Annotated in this window: 18 protein-coding genes and 2 pseudogenes; 15 read left to right on the top strand and 5 right to left on the bottom strand. The window is 60.7% G+C overall.

What is annotated here, in order from left to right; genetic code table 11:
• Positions 1-293 precede the first annotated feature (293 nt).
• The 9 genes and pseudogenes from flgB to ASC85_RS33740 form a co-directional block, all read left to right on the top strand.
• Entirely contained in the window at positions 294-701 is a 408-nt protein-coding gene (gene flgB, locus ASC85_RS05960; protein ID WP_003204732.1) for a flagellar basal body rod protein FlgB, read from the top strand.
• 3 nt (positions 702-704) lie between these two features.
• On the top strand, positions 705-1,148 hold the full coding sequence (gene flgC, locus ASC85_RS05955) for a flagellar basal body rod protein FlgC (protein WP_003204730.1): 444 nt from the start codon (positions 705-707) through the stop codon (positions 1,146-1,148).
• A gap of 15 nt (positions 1,149-1,163) precedes the next feature.
• On the top strand, positions 1,164-1,886 hold the full coding sequence (flgD, locus tag ASC85_RS05950; RefSeq protein ID WP_057448622.1) for a flagellar hook assembly protein FlgD: 723 nt from the start codon (positions 1,164-1,166) through the stop codon (positions 1,884-1,886).
• Positions 1,887-1,914: 28 nt separating this feature from the next.
• Positions 1,915-3,240 (top strand): flagellar hook protein FlgE, encoded by a 1,326-nt coding sequence (gene flgE, locus ASC85_RS05945; protein WP_057448621.1) that lies wholly within the window; start codon positions 1,915-1,917, stop codon positions 3,238-3,240.
• Positions 3,241-3,452: 212 nt separating this feature from the next.
• On the top strand, positions 3,453-5,192 hold the full coding sequence (locus ASC85_RS05940; RefSeq protein ID WP_057448620.1) for a type I secretion system permease/ATPase: 1,740 nt from the start codon (positions 3,453-3,455) through the stop codon (positions 5,190-5,192).
• Positions 5,192-6,502, top strand: a complete 1,311-nt coding sequence (locus ASC85_RS05935) for an HlyD family type I secretion periplasmic adaptor subunit (protein ID WP_057448619.1) — start codon at positions 5,192-5,194, stop codon at positions 6,500-6,502. Before ASC85_RS05940 ends, ASC85_RS05935 begins: the two co-directional genes overlap by 1 nt.
• Before the next feature lie 56 nt (positions 6,503-6,558).
• Positions 6,559-7,185 (top strand): annotated as a pseudogene (locus ASC85_RS33505) (calcium-binding protein); the annotation flags it as partial.
• Between the two features lie 11 nt (positions 7,186-7,196).
• The gene (locus tag ASC85_RS32970) at positions 7,197-7,754 is read left to right on the top strand and encodes a hypothetical protein (protein ID WP_330219805.1); all 558 of its coding nucleotides are present in this window, start codon (positions 7,197-7,199) and stop codon (positions 7,752-7,754) included.
• Positions 7,730-7,843 (top strand): annotated as a pseudogene (locus tag ASC85_RS33740) (hypothetical protein); the annotation flags it as partial. The gene ASC85_RS32970 and the pseudogene ASC85_RS33740, both read left to right, overlap by 25 nt.
• On the opposite strand, the gene ASC85_RS32965 reads toward ASC85_RS33740, so the two are convergent.
• A complete protein-coding gene (locus tag ASC85_RS32965) occupies positions 7,796-7,945 on the bottom strand; it encodes a hypothetical protein (protein WP_236712329.1) in 150 nt (49 codons plus the stop codon). The pseudogene ASC85_RS33740 and the gene ASC85_RS32965 overlap by 48 nt on opposite strands.
• Between ASC85_RS32965 and ASC85_RS32960 the strand changes: the two genes are divergently transcribed.
• The gene (locus ASC85_RS32960) at positions 7,916-9,061 is read left to right on the top strand and encodes a calcium-binding protein (protein ID WP_236712328.1); all 1,146 of its coding nucleotides are present in this window, start codon (positions 7,916-7,918) and stop codon (positions 9,059-9,061) included. The genes ASC85_RS32965 and ASC85_RS32960 overlap by 30 nt on opposite strands.
• A gap of 197 nt (positions 9,062-9,258) precedes the next feature.
• Here the strand turns inward: ASC85_RS32960 and ASC85_RS05925 are convergent, their stop codons facing one another.
• Positions 9,259-12,150 carry a ribonucleoside-diphosphate reductase subunit alpha gene (locus tag ASC85_RS05925; protein ID WP_003204723.1) on the bottom strand — a complete coding sequence of 964 codons (2,892 nt, stop codon included), beginning with the start codon at positions 12,148-12,150 and terminating at the stop codon, positions 9,259-9,261.
• Positions 12,151-13,011: 861 nt separating this feature from the next.
• Here ASC85_RS05925 and ASC85_RS05920 point away from each other — a divergent pair.
• Together ASC85_RS05920 and ASC85_RS05915 are read left to right on the top strand one after the other, a co-directional pair.
• Positions 13,012-13,734 carry a response regulator gene (locus tag ASC85_RS05920; RefSeq protein ID WP_057448618.1) on the top strand — a complete coding sequence of 241 codons (723 nt, stop codon included), beginning with the start codon at positions 13,012-13,014 and terminating at the stop codon, positions 13,732-13,734.
• Complete coding sequence (locus tag ASC85_RS05915; protein WP_003204720.1) at positions 13,731-15,341, top strand: ATP-binding protein; 1,611 nt, start codon at positions 13,731-13,733, stop codon at positions 15,339-15,341. The genes ASC85_RS05920 and ASC85_RS05915 overlap by 4 nt, the downstream gene beginning before the upstream one ends.
• A gap of 132 nt (positions 15,342-15,473) precedes the next feature.
• Here ASC85_RS05915 and ASC85_RS05910 read toward each other — a convergent pair whose 3' ends face one another.
• Both ASC85_RS05910 and ASC85_RS05905 read right to left on the bottom strand, forming a co-directional pair.
• Positions 15,474-16,199: a 4'-phosphopantetheinyl transferase family protein gene (locus ASC85_RS05910; protein WP_201785290.1), complete on the bottom strand. Its 726-nt coding sequence runs from the start codon at positions 16,197-16,199 to the stop codon at positions 15,474-15,476.
• A gap of 356 nt (positions 16,200-16,555) precedes the next feature.
• Positions 16,556-17,347 (bottom strand): dienelactone hydrolase family protein, encoded by a 792-nt coding sequence (locus ASC85_RS05905; RefSeq protein WP_057448616.1) that lies wholly within the window; start codon positions 17,345-17,347, stop codon positions 16,556-16,558.
• A gap of 144 nt (positions 17,348-17,491) precedes the next feature.
• Here ASC85_RS05905 and ASC85_RS05900 point away from each other — a divergent pair, with 144 nt between their 5' ends.
• The 3 genes from ASC85_RS05900 (at position 17,492) to ASC85_RS05890 (ending at position 20,217) form a co-directional block, all read left to right on the top strand.
• A complete protein-coding gene (locus ASC85_RS05900; RefSeq protein WP_057448615.1) occupies positions 17,492-18,091 on the top strand; it encodes an outer membrane beta-barrel protein in 600 nt (199 codons plus the stop codon).
• A gap of 105 nt (positions 18,092-18,196) precedes the next feature.
• The gene (locus ASC85_RS05895) at positions 18,197-18,874 is read left to right on the top strand and encodes a response regulator (protein WP_013694070.1); all 678 of its coding nucleotides are present in this window, start codon (positions 18,197-18,199) and stop codon (positions 18,872-18,874) included.
• Positions 18,871-20,217: an ATP-binding protein gene (locus ASC85_RS05890; RefSeq protein ID WP_057448614.1), complete on the top strand. Its 1,347-nt coding sequence runs from the start codon at positions 18,871-18,873 to the stop codon at positions 20,215-20,217. The genes ASC85_RS05895 and ASC85_RS05890 overlap by 4 nt, the downstream gene beginning before the upstream one ends.
• A 220-nt stretch (positions 20,218-20,437) precedes the next feature.
• Here ASC85_RS05890 and ASC85_RS05885 read toward each other — a convergent pair whose 3' ends face one another.
• Positions 20,438-21,436 carry an AraC family transcriptional regulator gene (locus tag ASC85_RS05885; RefSeq protein WP_057448613.1) on the bottom strand — a complete coding sequence of 333 codons (999 nt, stop codon included), beginning with the start codon at positions 21,434-21,436 and terminating at the stop codon, positions 20,438-20,440.
• Positions 21,437-21,643 lie beyond the last annotated feature (207 nt).

Below are 21,643 nucleotides of genomic sequence, written 5' to 3'. Positions count from 1 at the left end.
TTCCAGTCCACAACTGCTTCCTGTGGGAGCGAGCCTGCTCGCGATGCGGTACTCCTGGCGACATCAATGTGGACTGACACACCGCTATCGCGAGCAGGCTCGCTCCCACAATGAAACGCATTTGTCCTGCAGAAGCGGCAGAAAAGCGGCAGCCTGCGGAAGCCAGTTGCCGCTTTTCTGGCATTGCCGCTTTGCCGATACCCGCAAAGCCCCGGTTTATGGGCTTTTCCAAAGTGGCACGGCGCTTGCTAAGTTCATCGCACGTACATTCTGGTCACCCAAAGGTTTCCGACATGAGCATCAGCTTCGATAAAGCGCTCGGTATCCACGAACAGGCCCTGAGCTTCCGCGCCCAGCGTGCCGAAGTCCTGGCCAACAACATCGCCAACGCCGACACCCCGAACTACAAGGCGCGCGACCTGGACTTCTCCAAAGTGCTCGCCGAGCAGAACGAGAAGACCAAGAACGGCCACTTCGCCTTGAACATGACCAACAGCCGTCATATCGAAGCCGAAGGCCTGGGCAATGGCGACGAATCGCTGATGTATCGCACGCCGATGCAACCATCGATCGACCAGAACACCGTGGACGCTCAACTGGAACAGTCCAACTACGCGGAAAACTCCGTGAACTTCCAGGCCAGCTTCACCCTGCTCAACAGCAAGTTCAAAGGGCTGGTATCGGCCCTGCGCGGAGAGTAAGCCATGTCGATTGCTAGCGTATTCAACATTGCCGGCAGTGCCATGAGTGCCCAGACCACTCGCCTGAACACCGTCGCCAGTAACATTGCCAACGCCGAGACCGTTTCGTCGAGCATCGACCAGACCTACCGCGCTCGCCACCCGGTATTCGCCACCATGTTCCAGGGCGGCCAGTCCGGCGGCAGCGACTCGCTGTTCCAGGAGCAGGACGCGGCCGGGCAGGGCGTGCAGGTGCTTGGCGTGGTCGAAGACCAGAGCAACCTCGAAGCACGTTATGAGCCAAACCATCCGGCGGCAGATGCCAAGGGTTATGTCTATTACCCGAACGTCAACGTCGTCGAAGAAATGGCCGACATGATTTCCGCCAGTCGTTCGTTCCAGACCAACGCCGAAATGATGAACACCGCCAAAACCATGATGCAGAAGGTCCTGACCCTCGGTCAGTGATAAGGGGCGATTCACATGAGCGTTACCAGTACAACAAGTGGTTTGAGCCTTAACGAGATTCTGGCCAACTCCTCGGTCAAGACCAGCACCAAGACCGATGGCCTGGGCGCGGCGACCAGTGCAGCGACCGGCAAGAAGGAATTGGGCAAGGATGCGTTCCTGCAGTTGCTGGTCACCCAGCTGAAAAACCAGAACCCGCTGGAGCCACAGGATAACGGCGAGTTCGTTGCCCAACTGGCACAGTTCAGCAGCCTGGAGGGCATCACCACCCTCAACGAGACCGTGAGCGGCATCGCCGGCAACTACAACTCGTCCCAGGCCCTGCAAGCCTCGTCGCTGGTCGGTCGCTCGGTCATTGCCCCGGGTGACAAGGCCGTGGTCGATACCTCCAAGAGCCTCAACGGCACGGTGGTGGTACCAACATCGGTGCCCTCCGTCGCGGTCAAGATCGTGGACAAGGACGGCAAGACTGTTCGCACCATCGACTTGGGCAGCCAGAGCGCCGGTAATTCCGCCTTCATCTGGGACGGCAAGAACGATGCGGGCACGGTCGTTGAGTCGGGCACTTACACCTTCGCGGCCTCGACCACCATCGACGGCAAGGCCACGTCGCTGATCACCAACCTGCCGGCCACGGTCAGCAGCGTGACGATCAGCCAGACGGGCGGTGAGCTGATGCTCAACCTGGCCGGGCTGGGCAGCATTGCCCTGTCCAAAGTACAAACTATTGGTATGTAGAGCCGACTAACCGGCAAAAGGAGTCAACATGTCTTTCAACATCGGCCTTAGCGGTCTCTATGCAGCCAACAAACAGCTGGACGTGACCGGCAACAACATCGCCAACGTGGCGACCACCGGTTTCAAGTCGTCCCGCGCAGAATTCGAAGACGTCTACTCGGCCACCAAGCTGGGCTCGGGCAGCAAGACCGTCGGTAACGGCGTGCGCCTGGCCAACGTTTCCCAGCAGTTCGGCCAGGGTGACGTGAACAACACCGGCAACGTGCTGGACATGGGCATCCAGGGCCAGGGCTTCTTTGTCCTGAGCAACGACGGTTCGCTGAGCTACACCCGTGCCGGTACCTTCAAGACCGACAAGGAAGGCTATATCACCAACAGCGATGGTACTGCGCGCCTGCAGGGCTATGGCGTGGATGCCAACGGCAAGATCCAGAACGGCATCCTGACCGACCTGCGCATCGACACCTCCAATTTGCCGCCGAATGCCACCACGCTGGTTTCGTCGACGATCAACCTGAACTCGACGGCGACGGCGATCACTGCGGCGTTCAATCCAAGCGACACCGCGACGTTCACCAAGCAATTCACCACGCCGGTCTATGACACCCAGGGCAACCAGCATTCCATGGACCAGTACATGGTCAAGACTGCCGGCAACACCTGGAACGTATACACCTTGATCGATGGTCGTAACCTGAACGGCAGCTTGCCGACCACGACCGGTGCGAACGCTCCTATCCCTTCGACCATGACTTTTGATTCGTCCGGCAAGTTGACTCAGGTCAGTACTCCAGCTACGCCTGTGACTGTTCCGCCGGCGGCGCCGATCATCAGCAACGACCTGAAGCTCACTGGCTGGATTCCTGGCACCGTGACCAATGGCGTATGGACTGCCAACGGCGCAGCCGGCGCGTCGCCTATTACAATTTCCATGTCCAACACCACCCAATTCAACGCCGACACCGCCCGGTCGATTCCGGCCCAGGACGGTTACGCCACCGGCCAGATCACCAACCTGACCATCGACGGCAGCGGTGTATTGCTGGCCAACTTCAGCAACAACCAGACCAAGCCGATCGGCCAGCTCGCGCTCGCCAGCTTCACCAACGAGCAAGGTTTGCAGCCAGTAGGCGGCACCAGCTGGAAAGAAACCTTCGCGTCGGGCATCCCGGGCTACGATGCCCCGGAAACCGGCACTTTGGGTTCGATCGTCTCCAACTCCCTGGAAGAGTCCAACGTCAACCTGACCAACGAACTGGTCGAGCTGATCAAGGCGCAAAGCAACTACCAGGCGAACGCGAAGACTATCTCCACCCAGAGCACCATCATGCAGACCATCATTCAGATGACCTGATAGCGGGCTGCTTCAAAAAAACCGACGTCCTGAGACGTCGGTTTTTTTTGCATGAAATTCTTTGGGTGATTATTACCGTTTGTCGGATGACTGGTGCGGAACTTGCACTTCAGTCCTAATCGCTCAACGAGCGTCAAGTTTCCATACGACTGTCATCGAGTCTGTATTGACTGACGACAGGGATGTCACGAAAACCAAGGGACGGATACCAGTTGAAACCCCATAACGCTATCAGTGCGCCTATCGTCGCGCCTTCATTGAAATCGGTACTGCGTCGGGGGCTGCTGGGCGCTGCGCTGTTCTCCGGTGTGATCAATATTCTGGCGCTGATCGGCCCGGTGTTCATGCTGGAAGTCTACGACCGGGTCATTCCCAGCCAGAGCGTCCCTACCTTGGTCGCCTTGGGGCTATTGGCGCTGGGGGTTTATGCGCTTTCCGGCCTGCTGGATATCATTCGCTCCCGAGTCATGGTGCGAATTGCCTCCTCGCTGGACCTGGCGCTGTCCGCCAAAGTCTTCAATGTCATTGCCGGTGCGTCGCTGAAGACACCCATTACCGGCGATGCCCTGAAACCAGCCCAGGAATTGGACCAGATTCGCGGTTTTATTGGCGGACCGGGCCTGGTGGCTTTTTTCGATTTGCCTTGGATGCCGGTTTACCTCGCGGTCTGCTTTTACATTCATCCGTTGTTCGGTCTTTTGGCCGCCGGCCTGATGATCATCCTCATCGCTCTGACCCTGATCACTGACCGGCAAACCCGCAAACTGATGCAGGCGTCAGCCGAGGCGTTGAACAAGCGCAATCACTTGGGTCAGCAAGCTCACCAGAACGCCGAAGCGCTGATGGCCATGGGCATGTTGGCCAACACATCGAATATCTGGCAGAACAATCACAGCACCTTCATCACCCTGCAGCGACGCTCGATCGACATCGGCGGCTTTTACGGTGGCATTTCCAAAACCCTGCGCCAGGTCGTTCAATCGGCGGCCCTGGCCCTGGGGGCGTGGTTGGTGATCCAGGGCGACTTGAGCGGCGGCACGATGATCGCCGCCTCGATTATTGTGGCGCGGACCCTGGCACCGGCGGAGCAGGTCATTGCCACGTGGCGCAGCCTGTTGGGCGCCCAGATCGCCTGGAAGAAGCTGCTGGAAGTGTTCTCTTTGTTCCCGGATGCCCAGAGCAAGACCGAGCTGCCCACTGCCCATCGCAGTTTGCAGGTCGAAAGTGTGTTTGCCGCGCCGCCCGGCGCGCAGCGCCTGACCTTGCAAAATATCAACTTCATGGTCGCCGCGGGTACTGCTGTAGGTGTGGTGGGACCGAGCGCATCGGGCAAGTCGTCATTGGCGCGGGTGCTGGTCAACGCCTGGGCACCGGCTCGCGGGCATGTCCGGCTCGATGGCGCGCCGCTGGGTCTGCTGACCGAGCAGGCCCGAGGCAAGTTGATCGGTTATCTGCCGCAAAGCGTTGGTTTGTTCACTGGAACCGTCGCCCAGAACATCGCCCGGCTAGACCCTTCGGCACCGGACAGCGCGGTTGTCAGCGCTGCGCAACTGGCCGGGGTTCATGAGCTGATCCTGCAGTTGCCCCAAGGCTATGAAACCCAAGTAGGCGAGGGCGGGGTCAACCTCTCGGCCGGCCAACGGCAGCGGGTGGCCCTGGCCAGGGCATTGTTTGGTGATCCATTCCTGGTGGTGTTGGACGAGCCGAATTCAAACCTCGATGCCGAGGGCGAACAGGCGCTGGCCAAGGCCATCCTGACGCTCAAGGCCCGTGGCGCAATCGTGGTGGTGATTGCCCATCGCACCAATATCTTGTCGGTGATCGATCAGGTACTGATCCTCGAGAACGGCGTGCAAGCGGCTTACGGCCCCAGGGATGTCGTCCTTAAACGACCTCCTGTAGCGCCCCCACGGCCCTCCAATAATGTCGTGGAACTGGGAGCATCCAACTGATGCATAGCGATCAAGAAATCACCCTGACCGATTCCTTGTCTCGTCATCTGCGCTGGGGGGCGATCTCATTGGTGGTGCTGCTCGGTGGAGGGTTGACCTGGGCGGTGTGCACCAACCTGTCCGGCGCGGTCATCGCCACGGGTGTGGTCGCCGTGGAAGGCAGCGTCAAGACCGTCCAGCATCCTACCGGCGGCGTGGTCGCCGAACTCCTGGTCAAGGAAGGGCAGACAGTCGCTGCCGGGGACGTGTTGTTGCGCCTCGATGCCACATTGCCCGCCGCCAGCCAAGCCATCGTCAGTAAATCGTTGAACCAGGCATGGGCGCGTCTGGCTCGCCTGGAGGCCGAACGGGACAATGCCAGCGAAGTGGCGATACCCAAAGAGTTGCTGACCCGCATGAGTCTGCAGGAGGCCAAGTCGGTCATGGCCATCGAGCAGCAGTTGTTTATTGATCGACGCGCTTCCCGCGAAGGCCAGAAGAAACAGCTGCGCGAACGTGTGCAGCAGCTCAACGAAACCATTGCCGGCCACGACATCCAGCAGAAAACCAAGCTGGAAGAAATCGAACTGATCGATAGCGAATACCAGGCCGTCAAGAAGCTGTTCGACAAAGGCATGATGACCCTCGACCGGGTCAATGCCCTGGCTCGGGGTATCGCCCGGTTGCGCGGAGAACGTGGACAACTGATGGCCTCCATTGCCGAGGCCCGGGGCAAGATCGCCGAAACCGAGTTGCAACGACTCCAGGTTGACCAGACTTTCCGCAGTGAAGTGTCCCAGGAGCTGAGGGATTTGCTGGCTCGTCAGGGCGAATTGATCGAGCGGGAAATCACTGCCAGCGATCAGCTCAAACGCATCGACATCACCTCGCCTATTGCCGGACGCGTGCAGCAATTGGCCGTGCACACCATCGGTGGCGTCATCTCACCGGCCGAGGGGCTCATGCAGATCGTACCCGCTGACGATGAACTGCTGGTGGAGGCGAAAATCAGTGCCCAAGACATTGACCAGCTAACGGTCGGGCAATCCGCGACCTTGCGCTTGAGCGCGTTCAACCGCAGCACCACGCCCGAACTGACCGGCACCGTGGTGCGGTTGTCAGCGGATCTGATTCAGGATGAACGTACCGGAATAGGTTTTTATCGGGCAGGTATCAAGATTCCTCAAAGCGAATTGGCAAAGCTGCAAGGGCTTGCCCTGGTGCCGGGGATGCCTGTGGAGTCGATGATCCAGACCGGCTCCAGGAACGTCATGTCTTATTTGCTTAAACCGATCAGTGACCACGCCCAGCGGGCCTTCCGGGAAGGGTGAGGCTCTGCTGATTAATCGACATACAACCGAATCATCAACAGGGCAAGGAAGAAAAAATGGCAGTGATTAATGGGACATCGGGTACGGACACTTTGGTTGGTACCACGGGTGCGGATCAGTTGTATGGGTTGGAAGGGAATGACTCGCTGAGCGCTGGGGACGGCAATGATTGGTTGGAGGGCGGCGCGGGTGCGGACATCCTCAATGGTGGGGCAGGGACTGATACGGCGTCCTACGTGAATTCCACCGCTGGGGTGACAGTCAGTCTGATCACGGGGACCGGCCTGGGAGGGGATGCTCAGGGCGATACATTAACGGCCATCGAAACGGTGGTGGGCTCGTCCTTCAACGACACGCTGACCGCGCAGACCAGTGGGCATTCCCTTCAAGGCGGGGCCGGTGATGATGTGTACATCGTCGGCGGGGCGGGGGTCACGGTCTACGAGGCTGCAGGCGGGGGAAACGATGAAATACGTACCAATCAGGCCAGCGTGACCCTGGCAACAGAGGTCGAGCGCCTGACCTTCACCGGCACGGGTAATTTCCGTGGCGTTGGCAACGCTTCGGACAACATCATTACCGGCGGCGCGGGTAACGATGTCCTGATCGGYGGCAATGGCGCYGACCAATTGATTGGTGGTGCCGGCGTTGATATCGCCAGTTACGAGGACTCGGGTGGCATANCTCGGACAACATCATTACCGGCGGCGCGGGTAACGATGTCCTGATCGGTGGCAATGGCGCCGACCAATTGATTGGTGGTGCCGGCGTTGATATCGCCAGTTACGAGGAYTCGGGTGGCRTRACCYTRAACYTGAAAACCGGCGTACACACCGGGTTTGCAGCGGGCGATACCTTTAGCGGTATCGAAACGTTTCGAGGCTCGACCACCAACGACACGTTTTACGCCAGTGCCGATGCCGACAGCCTGGATGGCTACACCGGTACCGACATGCTCTCCTACTCGCAGTCGGAACAGGGCGTCAATATCACCATGACGTCTGCCACCGCGGGGACGGGGTCGGGCGGTGATGCTCAAGGCGACACCTTCACTGGCTTCGAGAGGATTACCGGCTCGAACCTTGACGATGTCTTCACCACTGCTCTGGGCACCACCGAATTCTATGGYGGTGCGGGTAACGACGTGTAYGTCATCAACGGCACTGCCAGCCAGTTCGTGCGCGAGTTTGCCGGTGGCGGTGACGATGAGGTGCGTACCAATCAGGACTGGCTTCGGAGGTCGAGCGCCTGACCTTCACTGGCACGGGAAACTTCGTCGGTCGCGGTAACGCCTCAGACAACGTCATCATCGGCGGCGCGGGTAACGATACCCTGTTCGGTGGCGCTGGTGCGGACCAACTCATCGGCGGCGCGGGAACCGATACGGTCAGTTACGCTGACAGCGGTGCGAGTGTGACCATCAACACCCAAACGGGCATTCACACAGGCATCGCCGCAGGTGACACCTATAGCAGCATTGAAGCCATTACCGGTTCCAACTTCAGTGACGTCTTTGTCGGTGATGCGGGTGCCAACATCTTCAATGGCGGCGCCGGCCTGGACTTGTTGAGCTTCGCCAGTGAGAGCTCAGGCATCACGCTGGATCTGAGTGCGCCGCTGGTGACGGGTGTCGCGGCCGGTGATAGCTACACCTCCATTGAGATTTTCCAGGGAACTGCCCAGGCCGATACCTTCACCGGTAGTACGGGGGCCGCGGAAAACTTCATCGGTGGTGCAGGTGCCGATACGCTCAATGGCTTGGGCCGTGGTGATGGTGCCTGGTACCTGACCAGCAGCGATGCTGTGCAGGTCGACCTGCTCGCTGGAATTGCGTCGGGTGGTGATGCGCAAGGCGACGTGCTGGCCAATATCGATAATCTGATCGGCTCGCAATTCAACGACACGCTGACGGGCAACGCCTACTCGAACAGGCTGGAAGGTGGGGCGGGTAACGACTTGCTCTATGGCGGCGATGGCGATGACTTTATCTATGGCGGCACCGTCACGGATATCAGCACCCTTGCATTGACGCCTTCCGCGGGCACCCAGGCCGATACGCTGTATGGCGGCAATGGCAATGACACCATGTCCAGCAGCGGCAACGACGCTGGCAGTGTGCTTTACGGCGAGGCCGGCAGTGATACGTTGACTGTCTCCTCCGGTATTGCCTATGGCGGCGATGGCAACGACATCCTGACGGGAACCGGCTACGCCTATGAACTTCATGGCGGCGCAGGTTTTGATACTTTCAATATGAATGCGTCTGGCGATGCCTACGGTGGGGAAGGTGGGGATGCCTACATCGTCAACTCCAAAACCATGGTCGCCATTGAAGACATCGGAACGACAGGTGTCGACACTGTCAGGCTGAAGAATATCCAGAGCGTCAATGACGTGCAGGTTATCAAGACTGATGCAGGTGCCTACATCTTCAATGTTGCCGATTACCAGAGCGGCAATCTGGACTCCGGTGTTTTCCTGAAAGACTGGTATGCGGGCGGTAATACCATCGAGACGTTCTTCACCAACAACGGTGACTCTTTCACCCTTCCGGTCTAAGCGCCATCTGGCCACCGCAGCATCCGTTGCTTTCCAGCGGATGTAGCGTTGAGATAAACGCAAACGGCAAAGCCACAACCCAGGCTTTGCCGTTTTTTTTAGCGAGCTTTTCCCTACACAAAAGAAAACCCCCGATAAACCAGCGGTCTATCGGGGGTTTCTTTCAGCAGGCGCTTTTACGCGCCCACTCGCTCAGCTTATTGGCAAGCTTCGCAATCCGGCTCGTCGATCGCGCAGGCTTTTGGCACTGGCGCAGGACCGGCTGGAGCAGCCAGGACCGAATCGTCACCGTGGTTGCCGCCGCTGGAAACCGCGTTCAGCTTGCCGGTGTTGATGGTCGACTTCTCGGTGCTGGTCGCGGCCAGGGCACGGAGGTAGTAAGTGGTTTTCAGGCCACGGTACCAAGCCATGCGGTAGGTCACGTCCAGCTTCTTGCCCGAAGCGCCGGCGATGTACAGGTTCAGCGACTGAGCCTGGTCGATCCACTTCTGGCGACGGCTGGCGGCGTCGACGATCCACTTGGTGTCCACTTCGAAGGCCGTTGCGTAGAGCTCTTTGAGCTCTTGCGGGATACGTTCGATCTGCTGCACCGAACCATCGTAGTACTTCAGGTCGTTGATCATGACCGAGTCCCACAGGCCGCGGGCCTTGAGGTCGCGAACCAGGTACGGGTTGATCACGGTGAACTCGCCCGACAGGTTCGATTTCACATACAGGTTCTGGTAGGTCGGCTCGATCGACTGCGACACGCCAGTGATGTTGGCGATGGTGGCGGTCGGTGCGATGGCCATGATGTTGGAGTTACGGATGCCTTTCTGCACACGGGCGCGAACCGGTGCCCAGTCCAGGGATTCGTTCAGGTCAACGTCGATGTACTTCTGGCCGCGCTGGGCGATCAGGATCTGTTGCGAGTCCAGCGGCAGGATGCCCTGGGACCACAGCGAACCCTGGAACGTCTCGTAGGCGCCACGCTCGTCGGCCAGGTCGCAGGAAGCCTGGATCGCGTAGTAGCTGACCGCTTCCATGGACTTGTCGGCGAACTCGACCGCGGCATCGGAACCGTACGGGATGTGCTGCAGGTACAAGGCGTCCTGGAAGCCCATGATGCCCAGGCCGACCGGACGGTGCTTGAAGTTGGAGTTCTTCGCCTGTGGCACCGAGTAGTAGTTGATGTCGATCACGTTGTCGAGCATGCGCACGGCGGTGTTCACGGTGCGTTGCAGCTTGGCGGTGTCCAGCTTGCCGTCGACGATGTGGTTCGGCAGGTTGATCGAGCCCAGGTTGCAGACCGCGATCTCATCCTTGTTGGTGTTCAGGGTGATCTCGGTGCACAGGTTCGAGCTGTGGACCACGCCGACGTGCTGCTGCGGGCTGCGCAGGTTGCACGGGTCCTTGAAGGTCAGCCATGGGTGGCCGGTTTCGAACAGCATCGACAGCATCTTGCGCCACAGGTCTTTGGCCTGGACGACTTTGAACAGCTTGATCTTGTTGTACTCGGTCAGGGCTTCGTAGTACTCGTAGCGCTCTTCGAAAGCCTTGCCGGTCAGGTCGTGCAGGTCCGGCACTTCGGATGGCGAGAACAGGGTCCACTTGCCGTCATCGAAGACGCGCTTCATGAACAGGTCAGGGATCCAGTTGGCGGTGTTCATGTCGTGGGTACGACGACGGTCATCGCCGGTGTTCTTGCGCAGCTCGATGAACTCTTCGATGTCCATGTGCCAGGTTTCCAGGTAGGCACAGACCGCGCCCTTGCGCTTGCCGCCCTGGTTGACCGCGACTGCGGTGTCGTTGACCACTTTGAGGAACGGCACGACGCCCTGGGATTTGCCGTTGGTGCCCTTGATGTACGAGCCCAATGCGCGAACCGGGGTCCAGTCGTTGCCCAGGCCGCCAGCGAATTTCGACAGCATGGCGTTGTCGTGGATGGCGCCGTAGATGCCCGACAGGTCATCCGGAACGGTGGTCAGGTAGCAGCTCGACAGCTGTGGACGCAGGGTACCGGCGTTGAACAGGGTCGGGGTCGAGGCCATGTAGTCGAAGGACGACAACAGGTTGTAGAACTCGATCGCACGGTCTTCGCGCTGCTTCTCTTCGATCGCCAGGCCCATGGCCACGCGCATGAAGAAGATCTGCGGCAGTTCGAAACGCACGCCGTCCTTGTGGATGAAGTAACGGTCGTACAGGGTTTGCAGGCCCAGGTAGGTGAACTGCTGGTCGCGCTCGTGGTTGATCGCCTTGCCGAGTTTTTCCAGGTCGAATTCGGCCAGGACCGGGTTCAGCAATTCGAACTCGATACCCTTGGCAACGTAGGCCGGCAACGCCTTGGCGTACAGGTCGACCATTTCGTGGTGGGTCGCGCTCTCGGCGACTTCCAGGAAGCTCAGGCCTTCGGCACGCAGGGTGTCCATCAGCAGGCGGGCGGTCACGAAGGAGTAGTTCGGCTCGCGCTCCACCAGGGTCCGCGCGGTCATCACCAGGGCCGTGTTGACGTCCTTGAGTGCAACGCCGTCATAGAGGTTCTTCAGGGTTTCGCGCTGGATCAGGTCGCCATCGACTTCTTCCAGGCCTTCGCAAGCCTCGGTGACGATGGTGTTCAGGCGGCCCATGTCCAGCGGCGCCAGGCTGCCGTCGGCGCGGGCGATGCGGATCGAAGGGTGGGCCTGGACCGGTGCGTCGGCCGGGGAACGGGTAGCACGTTCCTTGGCGCGGGAGTCACGGTAGATCACGTAGTCGCGGGCCACTTTCTGCTCGCCGGCACGCATCAGGGCCAGTTCGACCTGGTCCTGGATTTCTTCGATGTGGATGGTGCCGCCCGAGGGCATGCGACGCTTGAAGGTCGCGGTGACCTGTTCGGTCAGGCGGGCCACGGTGTCGTGGATTCGCGACGAAGCGGCAGCGGTGCCACCTTCAACTGCGAGAAACGCTTTGGTGATGGCGACGGTGATCTTGTCATCGGTGTAAGGAACGACAGTGCCGTTACGCTTGATCACGCGCAGTTGGCCCGGCGCGGTGGCGGACAGATCCGGGTTCGAATCGGCGGCCAGCGGCGCGGTGCCCTGCGGGTTCTCGCGAGTTGTGTCGGTGTGCATGGGTGTCTCCACGTTCTCTATGTTTGTTTGGGCACCATCACGGTGCCCACCGTTCCGTCCTGAAGCACTACAACCGACTGGCGCCGGGCATAACAACTTCGGGACAGTAGGAAGCAGGCGTTTAATGCCGCTTCCATCCGAAGTTCTCAGGTTGCGAGCGGGGCTCGAAACCGGGTTGCCGGGGTGGCAGCAATTGACTGCAACACCCGTACCGTTTCGGTCGTTTTCGACCTGGAAACAGTTGCCATCCGCAGGGGCGGTCTGGGCTTGGGGAAATACGGTGTTTCAGCTGGACAGAAGCAAGAAAAGCGCTTGAATTCTCTGTCCGACTTGTGTTTGGTTTTTGGCCTGAAACCCTACATGTAGGGTTTTTTACGCGGCGGGCTACAAGATAATGCGTTTTCGGGGGGTATGCAACGTACTACCTGTGGATAAGCCTGTGCGTAATTTGTGTGCGAATCGTGGAACGGCTCTGTAGGCCGCGACCTAGCTGGAGTGGACCTTTTTTCGTCGGTTTCGACGATCCGAAAACCGCCCGGTGATTTTTGCGGGCGCGGACATTACCACATAAAACCCAGCCGATCGAAACGCATTTGTCCGCTTGTTTTCTGCGCAGGTGACGTTTATACAATCGGCCCATGCATGGGTGTGTTTATCCTCCTTTAACATGACAAAAAGACGGGAGTGGCGCAGGACCCAACCTGTGGGAGCGAGCTTGCTCGCGATAGCGTCGGTTCAGCCGTACCAAGGGTGCCTGACACACCGCCATCGCGAGCAAGCTCGCTCCCACAGGGTTCGCCTTGTCAGTGATATTGGCGACACGCCTTTCCTTATTTAGCTAATCAGCCAAAAGGTCCCTCAGTGGAACAAGAAGCCTGGCAGGTATTGATCGTCGAGGATGACCAGCGTCTGGCCGAGCTGACCCGGGAATACCTCGAAAGCAACGGGTTGCGTGTCGCCATCGAAGGCGACGGCGCGGTGGCGGCGGCACGGATCATTGCCGAGCAGCCGGACCTGGTGGTCCTCGACCTGATGCTGCCCGGCGAAGACGGCCTGAGCATCTGTCGCAAGGTGCGCGGGCATTATGACGGGCCGATCCTGATGCTCACTGCCCGCACCGACGACACCGATCAGATCCAGGGCCTGGACCTGGGCGCCGATGATTACGTCTGCAAGCCGGTTCGCCCGCGTTTGCTCTTGGCGCGCATCCAGGCCTTGCTGCGGCGCAGCGAACCGGAGCCGAGCGTCGCGCAGAAGCCGCGACGCCTGCAATTCGGCCCGCTGGTGGTCGACGACGCCCTGCGCGAAGCCTGGTTGCAGGGCAACGGTATCGAGCTGACCAGCGCCGAATTCGACCTGCTGTGGCTGCTGGTGTCCAATGCCGGGCGCATCCTGTCCCGGGAAGAAATCTTCACCGCCCTGCGCGGCATCGGTTATGACGGCCAGGATCGCTCCATCGACGTGCGCATTTCACGCATCCGCCCCAAGATCGGCGACGACCCGGACCATCCACGGCTGATCAAGACCATTCGCAGCAAAGGCTACCTGTTCGTTCCTGAAGCCTGCGTAGACACTGCACCGTGAATTCGATCTTCCTGCGTATTTATGGTGGCATGTGTGCCGCACTGGTGCTGGTGGCGGTCCTCGGCGTACTGGCCCTGCACCTGCTCAACCAGACCCGCAGCGAGCAATACCGCGAGCGCCTGGCCCACGGCACATTTTCGTTGATGGCCGACAACCTGCGGCCGATGAACGACACCGAACGGCGCCGGGCGTTGCTGGTGTGGGAGCGCCTGCTGGGCATTCCCCTGGCGTTGCAGACTTTTCCCCAGACCGACCTCGACCTCGGCCAGCGCACCCGGGTAATGCGCGGCCAGGCATTGGTGGAGCAGACCGGGCCGCACGCGGCAAAAGTCTATCGGCTGATCAATGATGCCGAGCAATTGATGTTGGTGGGGGAAGTCCAGCAGATCAGCGAACAACTGGCCCGCGCGACCATCTATCTGTTGGCCGACGAGCTGGTGCGTTATCCGGTGGCCGAACAACCCAAACGGCTGGCGCAACTGGCGCAGGAAAAAGGTTTTGGTTTCGATCTGCGACTCATGACCACCGAGCAGGCGGACATGGACGACGACCAGCGCCGTCGTGTGTCCGAGGGCGATACGGTGATGGCGTTGGGCAAGGGCGGCGACTCCATCCGGGTCTTCGCCGGCATGGTCGGCACGCCGTGGGTGCTGGAGATCGGCCCGCTGTACCAGATGAACCCTTATCCGCCGCAATGGCTGGTGCTGATCGCGGCACTGGGCTTGAGCCTGATCGGCTTGATCGTCTACCTGCTGGTGCGCCAACTGGAGCGGCGCTTGCGTGGCCTGGAGTCGGCCGCCACCCAGATCGCCCAGGGCAGCCTGGAAACCCGGGTGCCGGCCCGAGGCGCCGACTCGGTCGGGCGATTGGCTGCTGCGTTCAATGGCATGGCCGAGCACCTGCAGCAACTGTTGGCGATCCAGCGAGAGCTGGTGCGTGCGGTGTCCCACGAATTGCGTACCCCGGTGGCGCGCCTGCGCTTCGGCCTGGAAATGCTCGGCAGCGCCACCACGCCCCAGGCCCGGGACAAATACCTGGCGGGCATGGATCACGACATCGAAGACCTGGATCGACTGGTGGACGAAATGCTCACCTACGCGCGGCTGGAGCAGGGTTCACCGGCCCTGAATTTCCAGCGGGTGGACCTGGATGCGCTGGTCAATCAAGTGATCGATGAGCTGGGGCCGTTGCGGGCGGGGATCACGGTCGAGCGCGGTCTATGCCTGTCGGCCGCCGATTGCGACGGCGCCTGGGTCGAGGCCGAGCCACGTTTTCTGCACCGTGCCCTGCAGAACCTGGTGGGTAACGCCATGCGCCACGCCAGCTCCCGGGTCACTGTCAGCTACCAGGTAGGCCAGTTGCGCTGCCGGGTGGATGTGGAAGACGACGGGCCCGGCGTGCCGGAAGCGGCATGGGAGCGGATTTTCAAACCTTTCCTACGCCTGGACGACAGCCGCGCCCGGGCGTCGGGCGGCCATGGGCTGGGGTTGTCGATCGTGCGGCGGATCATCCACTGGCACGACGGCCGGGCGCTGATCGGCAAGAGCAAGAGCCTGGGCGGGGCTTGTTTCAGTTTGAGTTGGCCGAGGCATCAGGACAGGTCGTGATAGGTGGGGTGCCTGATCGACCGCCATCGCGGGCAAGCCTTGCTCCCACAGATCAGTGCTCCCTGATTTAAGTGTGGTTTGCTGTGGGAGCAAGGCTTGCCCGCGATGAGGCCCTGAACAGCAGCACAGCTCTCAGGCCTTGATCCCCACCAGGCTCAATAGCTGCCCGTCCTTCACCCCAAACTGCGCTTGCAGTTCACTGCCATGGCACCACTCGGTCGACAGGTCCGTCAGCAAACGCAGGCGTACCTGTCCATCGTGTGTCCAATCCAGCACCTCGGCATGCTCGAAATAAAAGCGCTGCCTGACGATGGGGTACAGCGCCTTGAACAGGCTTTCCTTCACGGAAAAGGTCAGGGTCACCAGCAAGGCCCGGTCATCGCTGGCGAGTTTGGTCATGCGTTGCAGCTCTGGCGAGGTGAGGATTTCACCGGCCAGGCGTTCGGCGCGCTCGGGGTCGAGCAGGTTTTCCACGTCCATGCCCAGCCCTTGCCAATGATCTTTTTTCGCGACGATGGCCGCTGCCCGACCCGTGCTGTGGGTGATCGAACCGCTGACATGGGCCGGCCACACCGGGGCGCGGTCTTCGCCGATGGCCGGCACGCAGGCCAGGCCGTCGAGCCGTTGCAACGCCGCCCGGGCGCAGATCCGCCCGGCCAGGAATTCTGCCTGGCGCTTGGCCACCGAGCGCTGGATGCTCGCCGGGGGCTCGATGGCACTGTTGGGGAAGTCGGCGCCCACCAGCAACAACGGGTCGAAGCGCGTGCTCAGCAACACCGTATCGGGCAGGGCATCGGGCAAGAGCCAATGTTCATCCAAAGGCGAGCAGCAGGCGGGCAGGGTAGGGAGTGTATTCATGCCGGGCATTTTGCCGGGTTGGCGAGAGGCTGGGTAGTGGGGCAGAAGAGGGATAGGCTCTGTGGCGAGGGAGCTTGCACCCGCTGGGCTCTGTAGGAGCTGTGCAGGCGCTGTGTAGGCGCTGTGTAGGAGCTGTGTAGGTGCTGTGTAGGAGCTGTCGAGTGCAACGAGGCTGCGATCTTTCTCCAGCCACTTGAGTCTCAAGCGAAAGATCAAAAGATCAAAAGATCAAAAGATCAAAAGATCAAAAGATCAAAAGATCAAAAGATCAAAAGATCAAAAGATCGCAGGCTTCGCCAGCTCCTACAGAGCGTTGCGTAGTCGAGCGGGAACAAGCTCCCTGCCATAGGGGTATTTCAGCCAAAGATTTTCTTGAAGAACTTCTGCATATCCGCCCACGACTTCTCATCGGCTTCCTTGTTGTAGCCAATGTCCGGCCCGCCATGTTCACCGTGGCTCAAGCGGTCGGCATCGGGGTTGCTGAAGCCGTGCTTGGCGCCTTTGAGGCTAACGAATTTATAGTCGGCGCCGGCCTTGTCCATCTCGCTCTTGAACGCGGTGACGTTGTCCTGGGTGACCATGCTGTCCAGGGCGCCATGCTCGACCAGCACCTTGGCCTTGACGCTGCCAGGCGTTGCCGGGGTGTTGGTCACCAGCGCACCGTGGAAACTCACCACACCGGCCAGCGGCACACCCTGGCGCGCGGCATCGAGCACCACCTTGCCGCCGAAGCAGTAGCCGATGGCGGCGAGTTTATCCGGATCGGTCTGGGGTTGTTTCCTCAGCAGGTCGAGACCGGCCTGGAAGCGGGCACTGGCCGCCGCGCCGTCCTTGAGCGCCGCCTGCATGAAGGCCATGGCGTCGTTGGGGTGCTCGGTGTTCTTGCCGTCGCCGTACATGTCGATGGCCAGGGCGCTATAACCCAGGCCGGCGAGGTCACGGGCACGGCGCTTGGCGTAGTCGTTCAGCCCCCACCATTCATGCACCACGACCACGCCCGGGCGCGGGCCTTTGACGGCGTCGTCATACGCGTAATAGCCGATCAGCTTGGTGCCGTCGGCAGTGGTGTAGGGGAGCTCCTGGGTCTGGATGGCGGCGTGGCTCACGCCGCTAATGGCCAGAAGTACAACAGCAAGCAGCCTGCGCATGACGGATCTCCTTATAAAAGTGGTCCGCACAGATTAGCCGATTCATTCAGCGCAGGTTCAGAGAACGTTCAAGGGGTGTTCAGGGACCGCTGGTTAAGGTGACCACGACTTCACAAAACATCCACGCTGCAAAGGAACTTGATCATGACTGCTATGAAAAAACTGCTGTTGGCTTTCACTGTGCTGGGCGCCAGTGCCATGGCCCACGCCGATGACAACTTCGCCAGCCTGACCCTCGGCCAGACCAGCGACAAGGTGAAAAAATCCGACGCCTTGGACAGCGCCCTGAACAACCCGAATGCCGACGGCGTCATCGGCAAGGACACCACCTATGGCATCCGACTGGGCAAGCAAAACGACCAGGGCCGCTACTACGCCACCTACGACAACGTCTCGGGCACCCACAACGGCATCAAGTTGCGCCAGGAAAACCTGCTGGGCAGCTACGATGTGTTCTATCCGGTCACCAGCAGCACCAAGCTGTTCGGTGGCGGCACGGCGGGCCTGACCAAGCTGACCCAGGATTCTCCTGGCTTCAGCCGCGACAGCGACATCGGCTACGCCGTGGGCTTGCAAGGGGGCGTGCTGCAACAAATTTCGCAAAACACCTCGGTTGAACTGGGTTACCGTTACCTGCGCAGCAACGCCAGCACCGAGATGAGCCCGCACGGTGGCGACAAGGTTGGCTCGCTGGACCTGACCAGCAGCGCCCAGACGTACCTGTCCGCCAACTACACGTTCTAAGCGGTCGATGGTGAGCGTATCCAGCCGGATCGGTCGAAGACGATCCGGCGCCTTGCGTTGAAGTGCGCCGCACTGGATTGTTTGATTTGCCTGGGGAGAGGCTCCATGAAATTACTGGTCGTCGAAGACGAAGCGCTGTTGCGTCACCACCTGCAAACCCGTCTCACCGACAGCGGCCATGTGGTGCAGGCCGTGGCCAATGCCGAAGAGGCCTTGTACCAGGTCCGGGAATTCAACCATGACCTGGCGGTGATCGACCTGGGCCTGCCGGGCATCAGCGGGCTGGAACTGATCCGCCGACTGCGCTCACAGGACAAGACGTTCCCGATCCTGATCCTCACCGCCCGCGGCAACTGGCAGGACAAGGTCGAAGGCCTGGCCGCCGGTGCCGACGACTACGTGGTCAAGCCGTTCCAGTTCGAAGAGCTGGAGGCCCGGCTGAACGCCCTGTTGCGCCGCTCCAGTGGTTTTACCCAATCGACCATCGTTGCCGGTCCGTTGCTGCTCGACCTCAACCGCAAGCAGGCGTCCCTCGGCGAGGAGCCGCTGGCATTGACTGCCTACGAATACCGCATCCTCGAATACCTCATGCGCCATCATCAGCAGGTGGTGGCCAAGGACCGCTTGATGGAGCAGCTTTATCCCGACGACGACGAGCGTGATCCCAATGTCATCGAGGTGCTGGTCGGGCGCCTGCGCCGTAAGCTGGAAGCCCCGGCCGGCTTCAAGCCCATCGACACCGTGCGTGGCCTGGGCTACCTGTTCAACGAGCGCTGCCAGTGATTCGTTCGCTTCGCCTGCGGTTGATGCTGGCCGCCATGACCCTGGCGGTGCTGTTCATGCTGGCCTTGTTGCCGGCCATGCAAGGCGCGTTCAGCCTGGCGTTGCAGGAATCCATCGAGCAACGCCTGGCCTCGGACGTGACCACGCTGATTTCCGCCGCTCGAGTGGAAAACAACCGCTTGAAGATGCCGGCGCAGTTGCCCGATGAGCGCTTCAATCTCGCCGATGCCCGCCTGCTGGGCTACATCTATGATCGCGAGGGGCGGCTGGTCTGGCGGTCGAAGGCCACCCAGGAAGAGAACATCAATTACACGCCGCGCTATGACGGCCAGGGCAACCAGTTCGCGCGCATTCGCGAGAACGACGGCCAGGAGTTTTTTGTCTATGACGTCGAGATCAAGCTGCTCGGCGGCCAGAGCGCAGCGTTCAGCATCGTTACCCTGCAACCGGTGCGCGATTACGAAGTGACCCTGCAAGGGCTGCGGGACAATCTCTACCTGGGTTTTGGCGCGGCCCTGTTGGTGTTGCTGGCGCTGTTGTGGATCGGCCTGACCTGGGGCCTTCGGGCGCTGCGGCGCCTGAGCCAGGAACTGGACGAAATCGAAAGCGGGGCCCGGGAAAGTCTCAGTACCGAGCATCCCCGGGAACTGTTGCGCCTGACCGGCTCGCTCAACCGCCTGCTATACAGCGAGCGGGAGCAACGCAGCCGTTATCGCGATTCCCTCGATGACCTGGCCCATAGCTTGAAGACCCCTTTGGCGGTGTTGCAGGGCGTCAGCGAAGACATGGCCCGGCGCCCCGAGGACCGTGGGCAGGCTTGGGTGCTGCAATCCCAGATCGAGCGCATGAGCCAGCAGATCGGCTACCAGTTGCAGCGCGCCAGCCTGCGTAAAAGCGGGCTGGTGCGCCATCAGGTGCGCTTGCGCCCGGTGCTGCAAAGCCTGTGTGACACCCTGGACAAGGTCTATCGCGACAAACAGGTCAATGTCAGCTTCGATCTGCCGGAGCACTGCCAGGTGCCGATCGAACAGGGCGCCTTGCTGGAGATGCTCGGCAATCTGCTGGAGAACGCCTATCGGTTGTGTTTGGGCGAGGTGCGCGTCAGCGTCCACCAGACCCTCGGCGGCACGGAGTTGAGTGTCGAGGACGACGGGCCGGGCGTGCCACCGGATCAACGTGCGCGGATCCTCCAGCGGGGCGAGCGACTGGATCGCCAGCATCCGGGGCAGGGTATTGGCCTGGCGGTGGTCAAGGACATCATCGAGAGCTATGGCGCCAAGTTGACCCTGGGGGATTCAGAGCTGGGCGGGGCGGCGTTCCGGATTCATTTTCCGGTGGTTTGACTGGAATGTTTTCGGTGTGTGCGGGCCTCTGTGGCGAGGGAGCCTGCTCCCGCTGGGCCTGTAGGAGCTGTGTAGGAGCTGTCGAGTGCAACGAGGCTGCGATCTTTCCCCAAACACTTGAGTTTCAAGCGAAAGGTCAAAAGATCGCAGGCTTCGCCAACTCCTACAACGCAGTCCAGCGGGGATAAATCCCCTCGCCACAGAAACTGGATGTCATCACTTAGCTTTCCAACTCCCGATAGGCCCCCGGCGTCACCCCCGTCCACTTCTTGAACGCCCGGTGAAACGCCGACGGCTCTGAGAATCCCAGCTGCTCGGCAATCTGCTGCAACGACAAGTCCGCGCGCCCCAAGTGGTAGATGGCGATATCCCGCCGCAGCTGATCCTTGAGTTCCTGGAAGCTGGTGCCTTCCTCACGCAAATGCCGGCGCAAGGTCTGCGGGCTGATGTGCAGATGGCCGGCGACGGTGTCCAGGTCGGGCCAGCGGGCGGTGTCGCGGCTGAGCAGGCGACGCAGTTGGCTGCTCAGGCTGTGGCCATCGTCCGGGCGCGACAGCAGGTCGGCGGGGGAGCGTTCGAGGAAATGCTTGAGGGTGCGCTCGTCCTGCAGCAGCGGCATGTCCAGGTAACGGCTGTGGAACAACAGGCTGCTGCTGCGCGCTTCGAACACCAGCGGACAGGGAAACAATAAGTCGTATTCGGCACCGTGGGCAGGTTTGGCGTAGCCGAAGGTCGCCTGTTCCAGACCGATCCGCTGGCCGATCAGCCAACTGGCAAGGCGATGCCAGACTACCAGCAAGCTTTCAGTCAGGAAGTGATCCGGGTCCCACAGTGTCGAATCGTCCAGCACCAGCCGCACTCGCTCGCCTTCGGCTTCCAGGGTCAGGCTCGGGGCGTCGGGGAACAAACTGTAGAACAGCAAGCCGCGTTGAAGGGCCTTGCCGAGGGTCCGACAGTGGATCAACGCGTGACACATCATGGCAAACGTCCCGGGTTTACTCGCTGCCCTGCCGAATCCCAGGTATTCGTCCCCCAATGCCAGCCACAGCGCCTGCAACAAGCGAGTGAACTGCTCGGGCGCAATCCGCGCGCGCGGCTCATCCAACAACTCTGGGCTGATGCCCAGCTGGTGCAGCAGAGGAAAATAGTCGAAGCCTTGCCGACGCGCGCCGCCCAGGGCTGCGCGGGCGAAGTGGCTGGCGATCGTGCGTTGGCGCATGGCTGAAGTCCGTCCGTTGAGCGGGCGATGGTAGCAGGGCACTGCGGCTCGACAAGGCGGATATCCGCCAAATCCCGGAGTGATAAACGTCCTGTGGGCGGAAATCCGCCACATTCCACGCCCGTGTTTAACCCATGAATAATTCCAGGACCCTTCTGCAATAACGCTTGTAGGGGGTTTCTGAAAAATGGCACGAGCCTTGCGATA

Source organism: Pseudomonas sp. Root401 (assembly GCF_001425105.1).
GTDB lineage: Bacteria > Pseudomonadota > Gammaproteobacteria > Pseudomonadales > Pseudomonadaceae > Aquipseudomonas > Aquipseudomonas brassicacearum.
The sequence above is the reverse complement of the archived record's forward strand: the minus strand, read 5'-3'. Positions and strand labels throughout refer to the sequence as shown.

Excerpts from the sequence above, each read along its gene's own strand:
- ASC85_RS05895 (WP_013694070.1), top strand. The coding sequence starts at position 18,197 with ATGAAATTACTGGTCGTCGAAGACGAAGCGCTGTTGCGTCACCACCTG.
- flgD (WP_057448622.1), top strand. The coding sequence starts at position 1,164 with ATGAGCGTTACCAGTACAACAAGTGGTTTGAGCCTTAACGAGATTCTG.
- ASC85_RS05910 (WP_201785290.1), bottom strand. The coding sequence starts at position 16,199 with ATGAATACACTCCCTACCCTGCCCGCCTGCTGCTCGCCTTTGGATGAA.
- ASC85_RS05885 (WP_057448613.1), bottom strand. The coding sequence starts at position 21,436 with ATGCGCCAACGCACGATCGCCAGCCACTTCGCCCGCGCAGCCCTGGGC.
- ASC85_RS05925 (WP_003204723.1), bottom strand. The coding sequence starts at position 12,150 with ATGCACACCGACACAACTCGCGAGAACCCGCAGGGCACCGCGCCGCTG.
- flgC (WP_003204730.1), top strand. The coding sequence starts at position 705 with ATGTCGATTGCTAGCGTATTCAACATTGCCGGCAGTGCCATGAGTGCC.
- ASC85_RS05935 (WP_057448619.1), top strand. The coding sequence starts at position 5,192 with ATGCATAGCGATCAAGAAATCACCCTGACCGATTCCTTGTCTCGTCAT.
- flgB (WP_003204732.1), top strand. The coding sequence starts at position 294 with ATGAGCATCAGCTTCGATAAAGCGCTCGGTATCCACGAACAGGCCCTG.
- ASC85_RS05905 (WP_057448616.1), bottom strand. The coding sequence starts at position 17,347 with ATGCGCAGGCTGCTTGCTGTTGTACTTCTGGCCATTAGCGGCGTGAGC.
- ASC85_RS05900 (WP_057448615.1), top strand. The coding sequence starts at position 17,492 with ATGACTGCTATGAAAAAACTGCTGTTGGCTTTCACTGTGCTGGGCGCC.
- flgE (WP_057448621.1), top strand. The coding sequence starts at position 1,915 with ATGTCTTTCAACATCGGCCTTAGCGGTCTCTATGCAGCCAACAAACAG.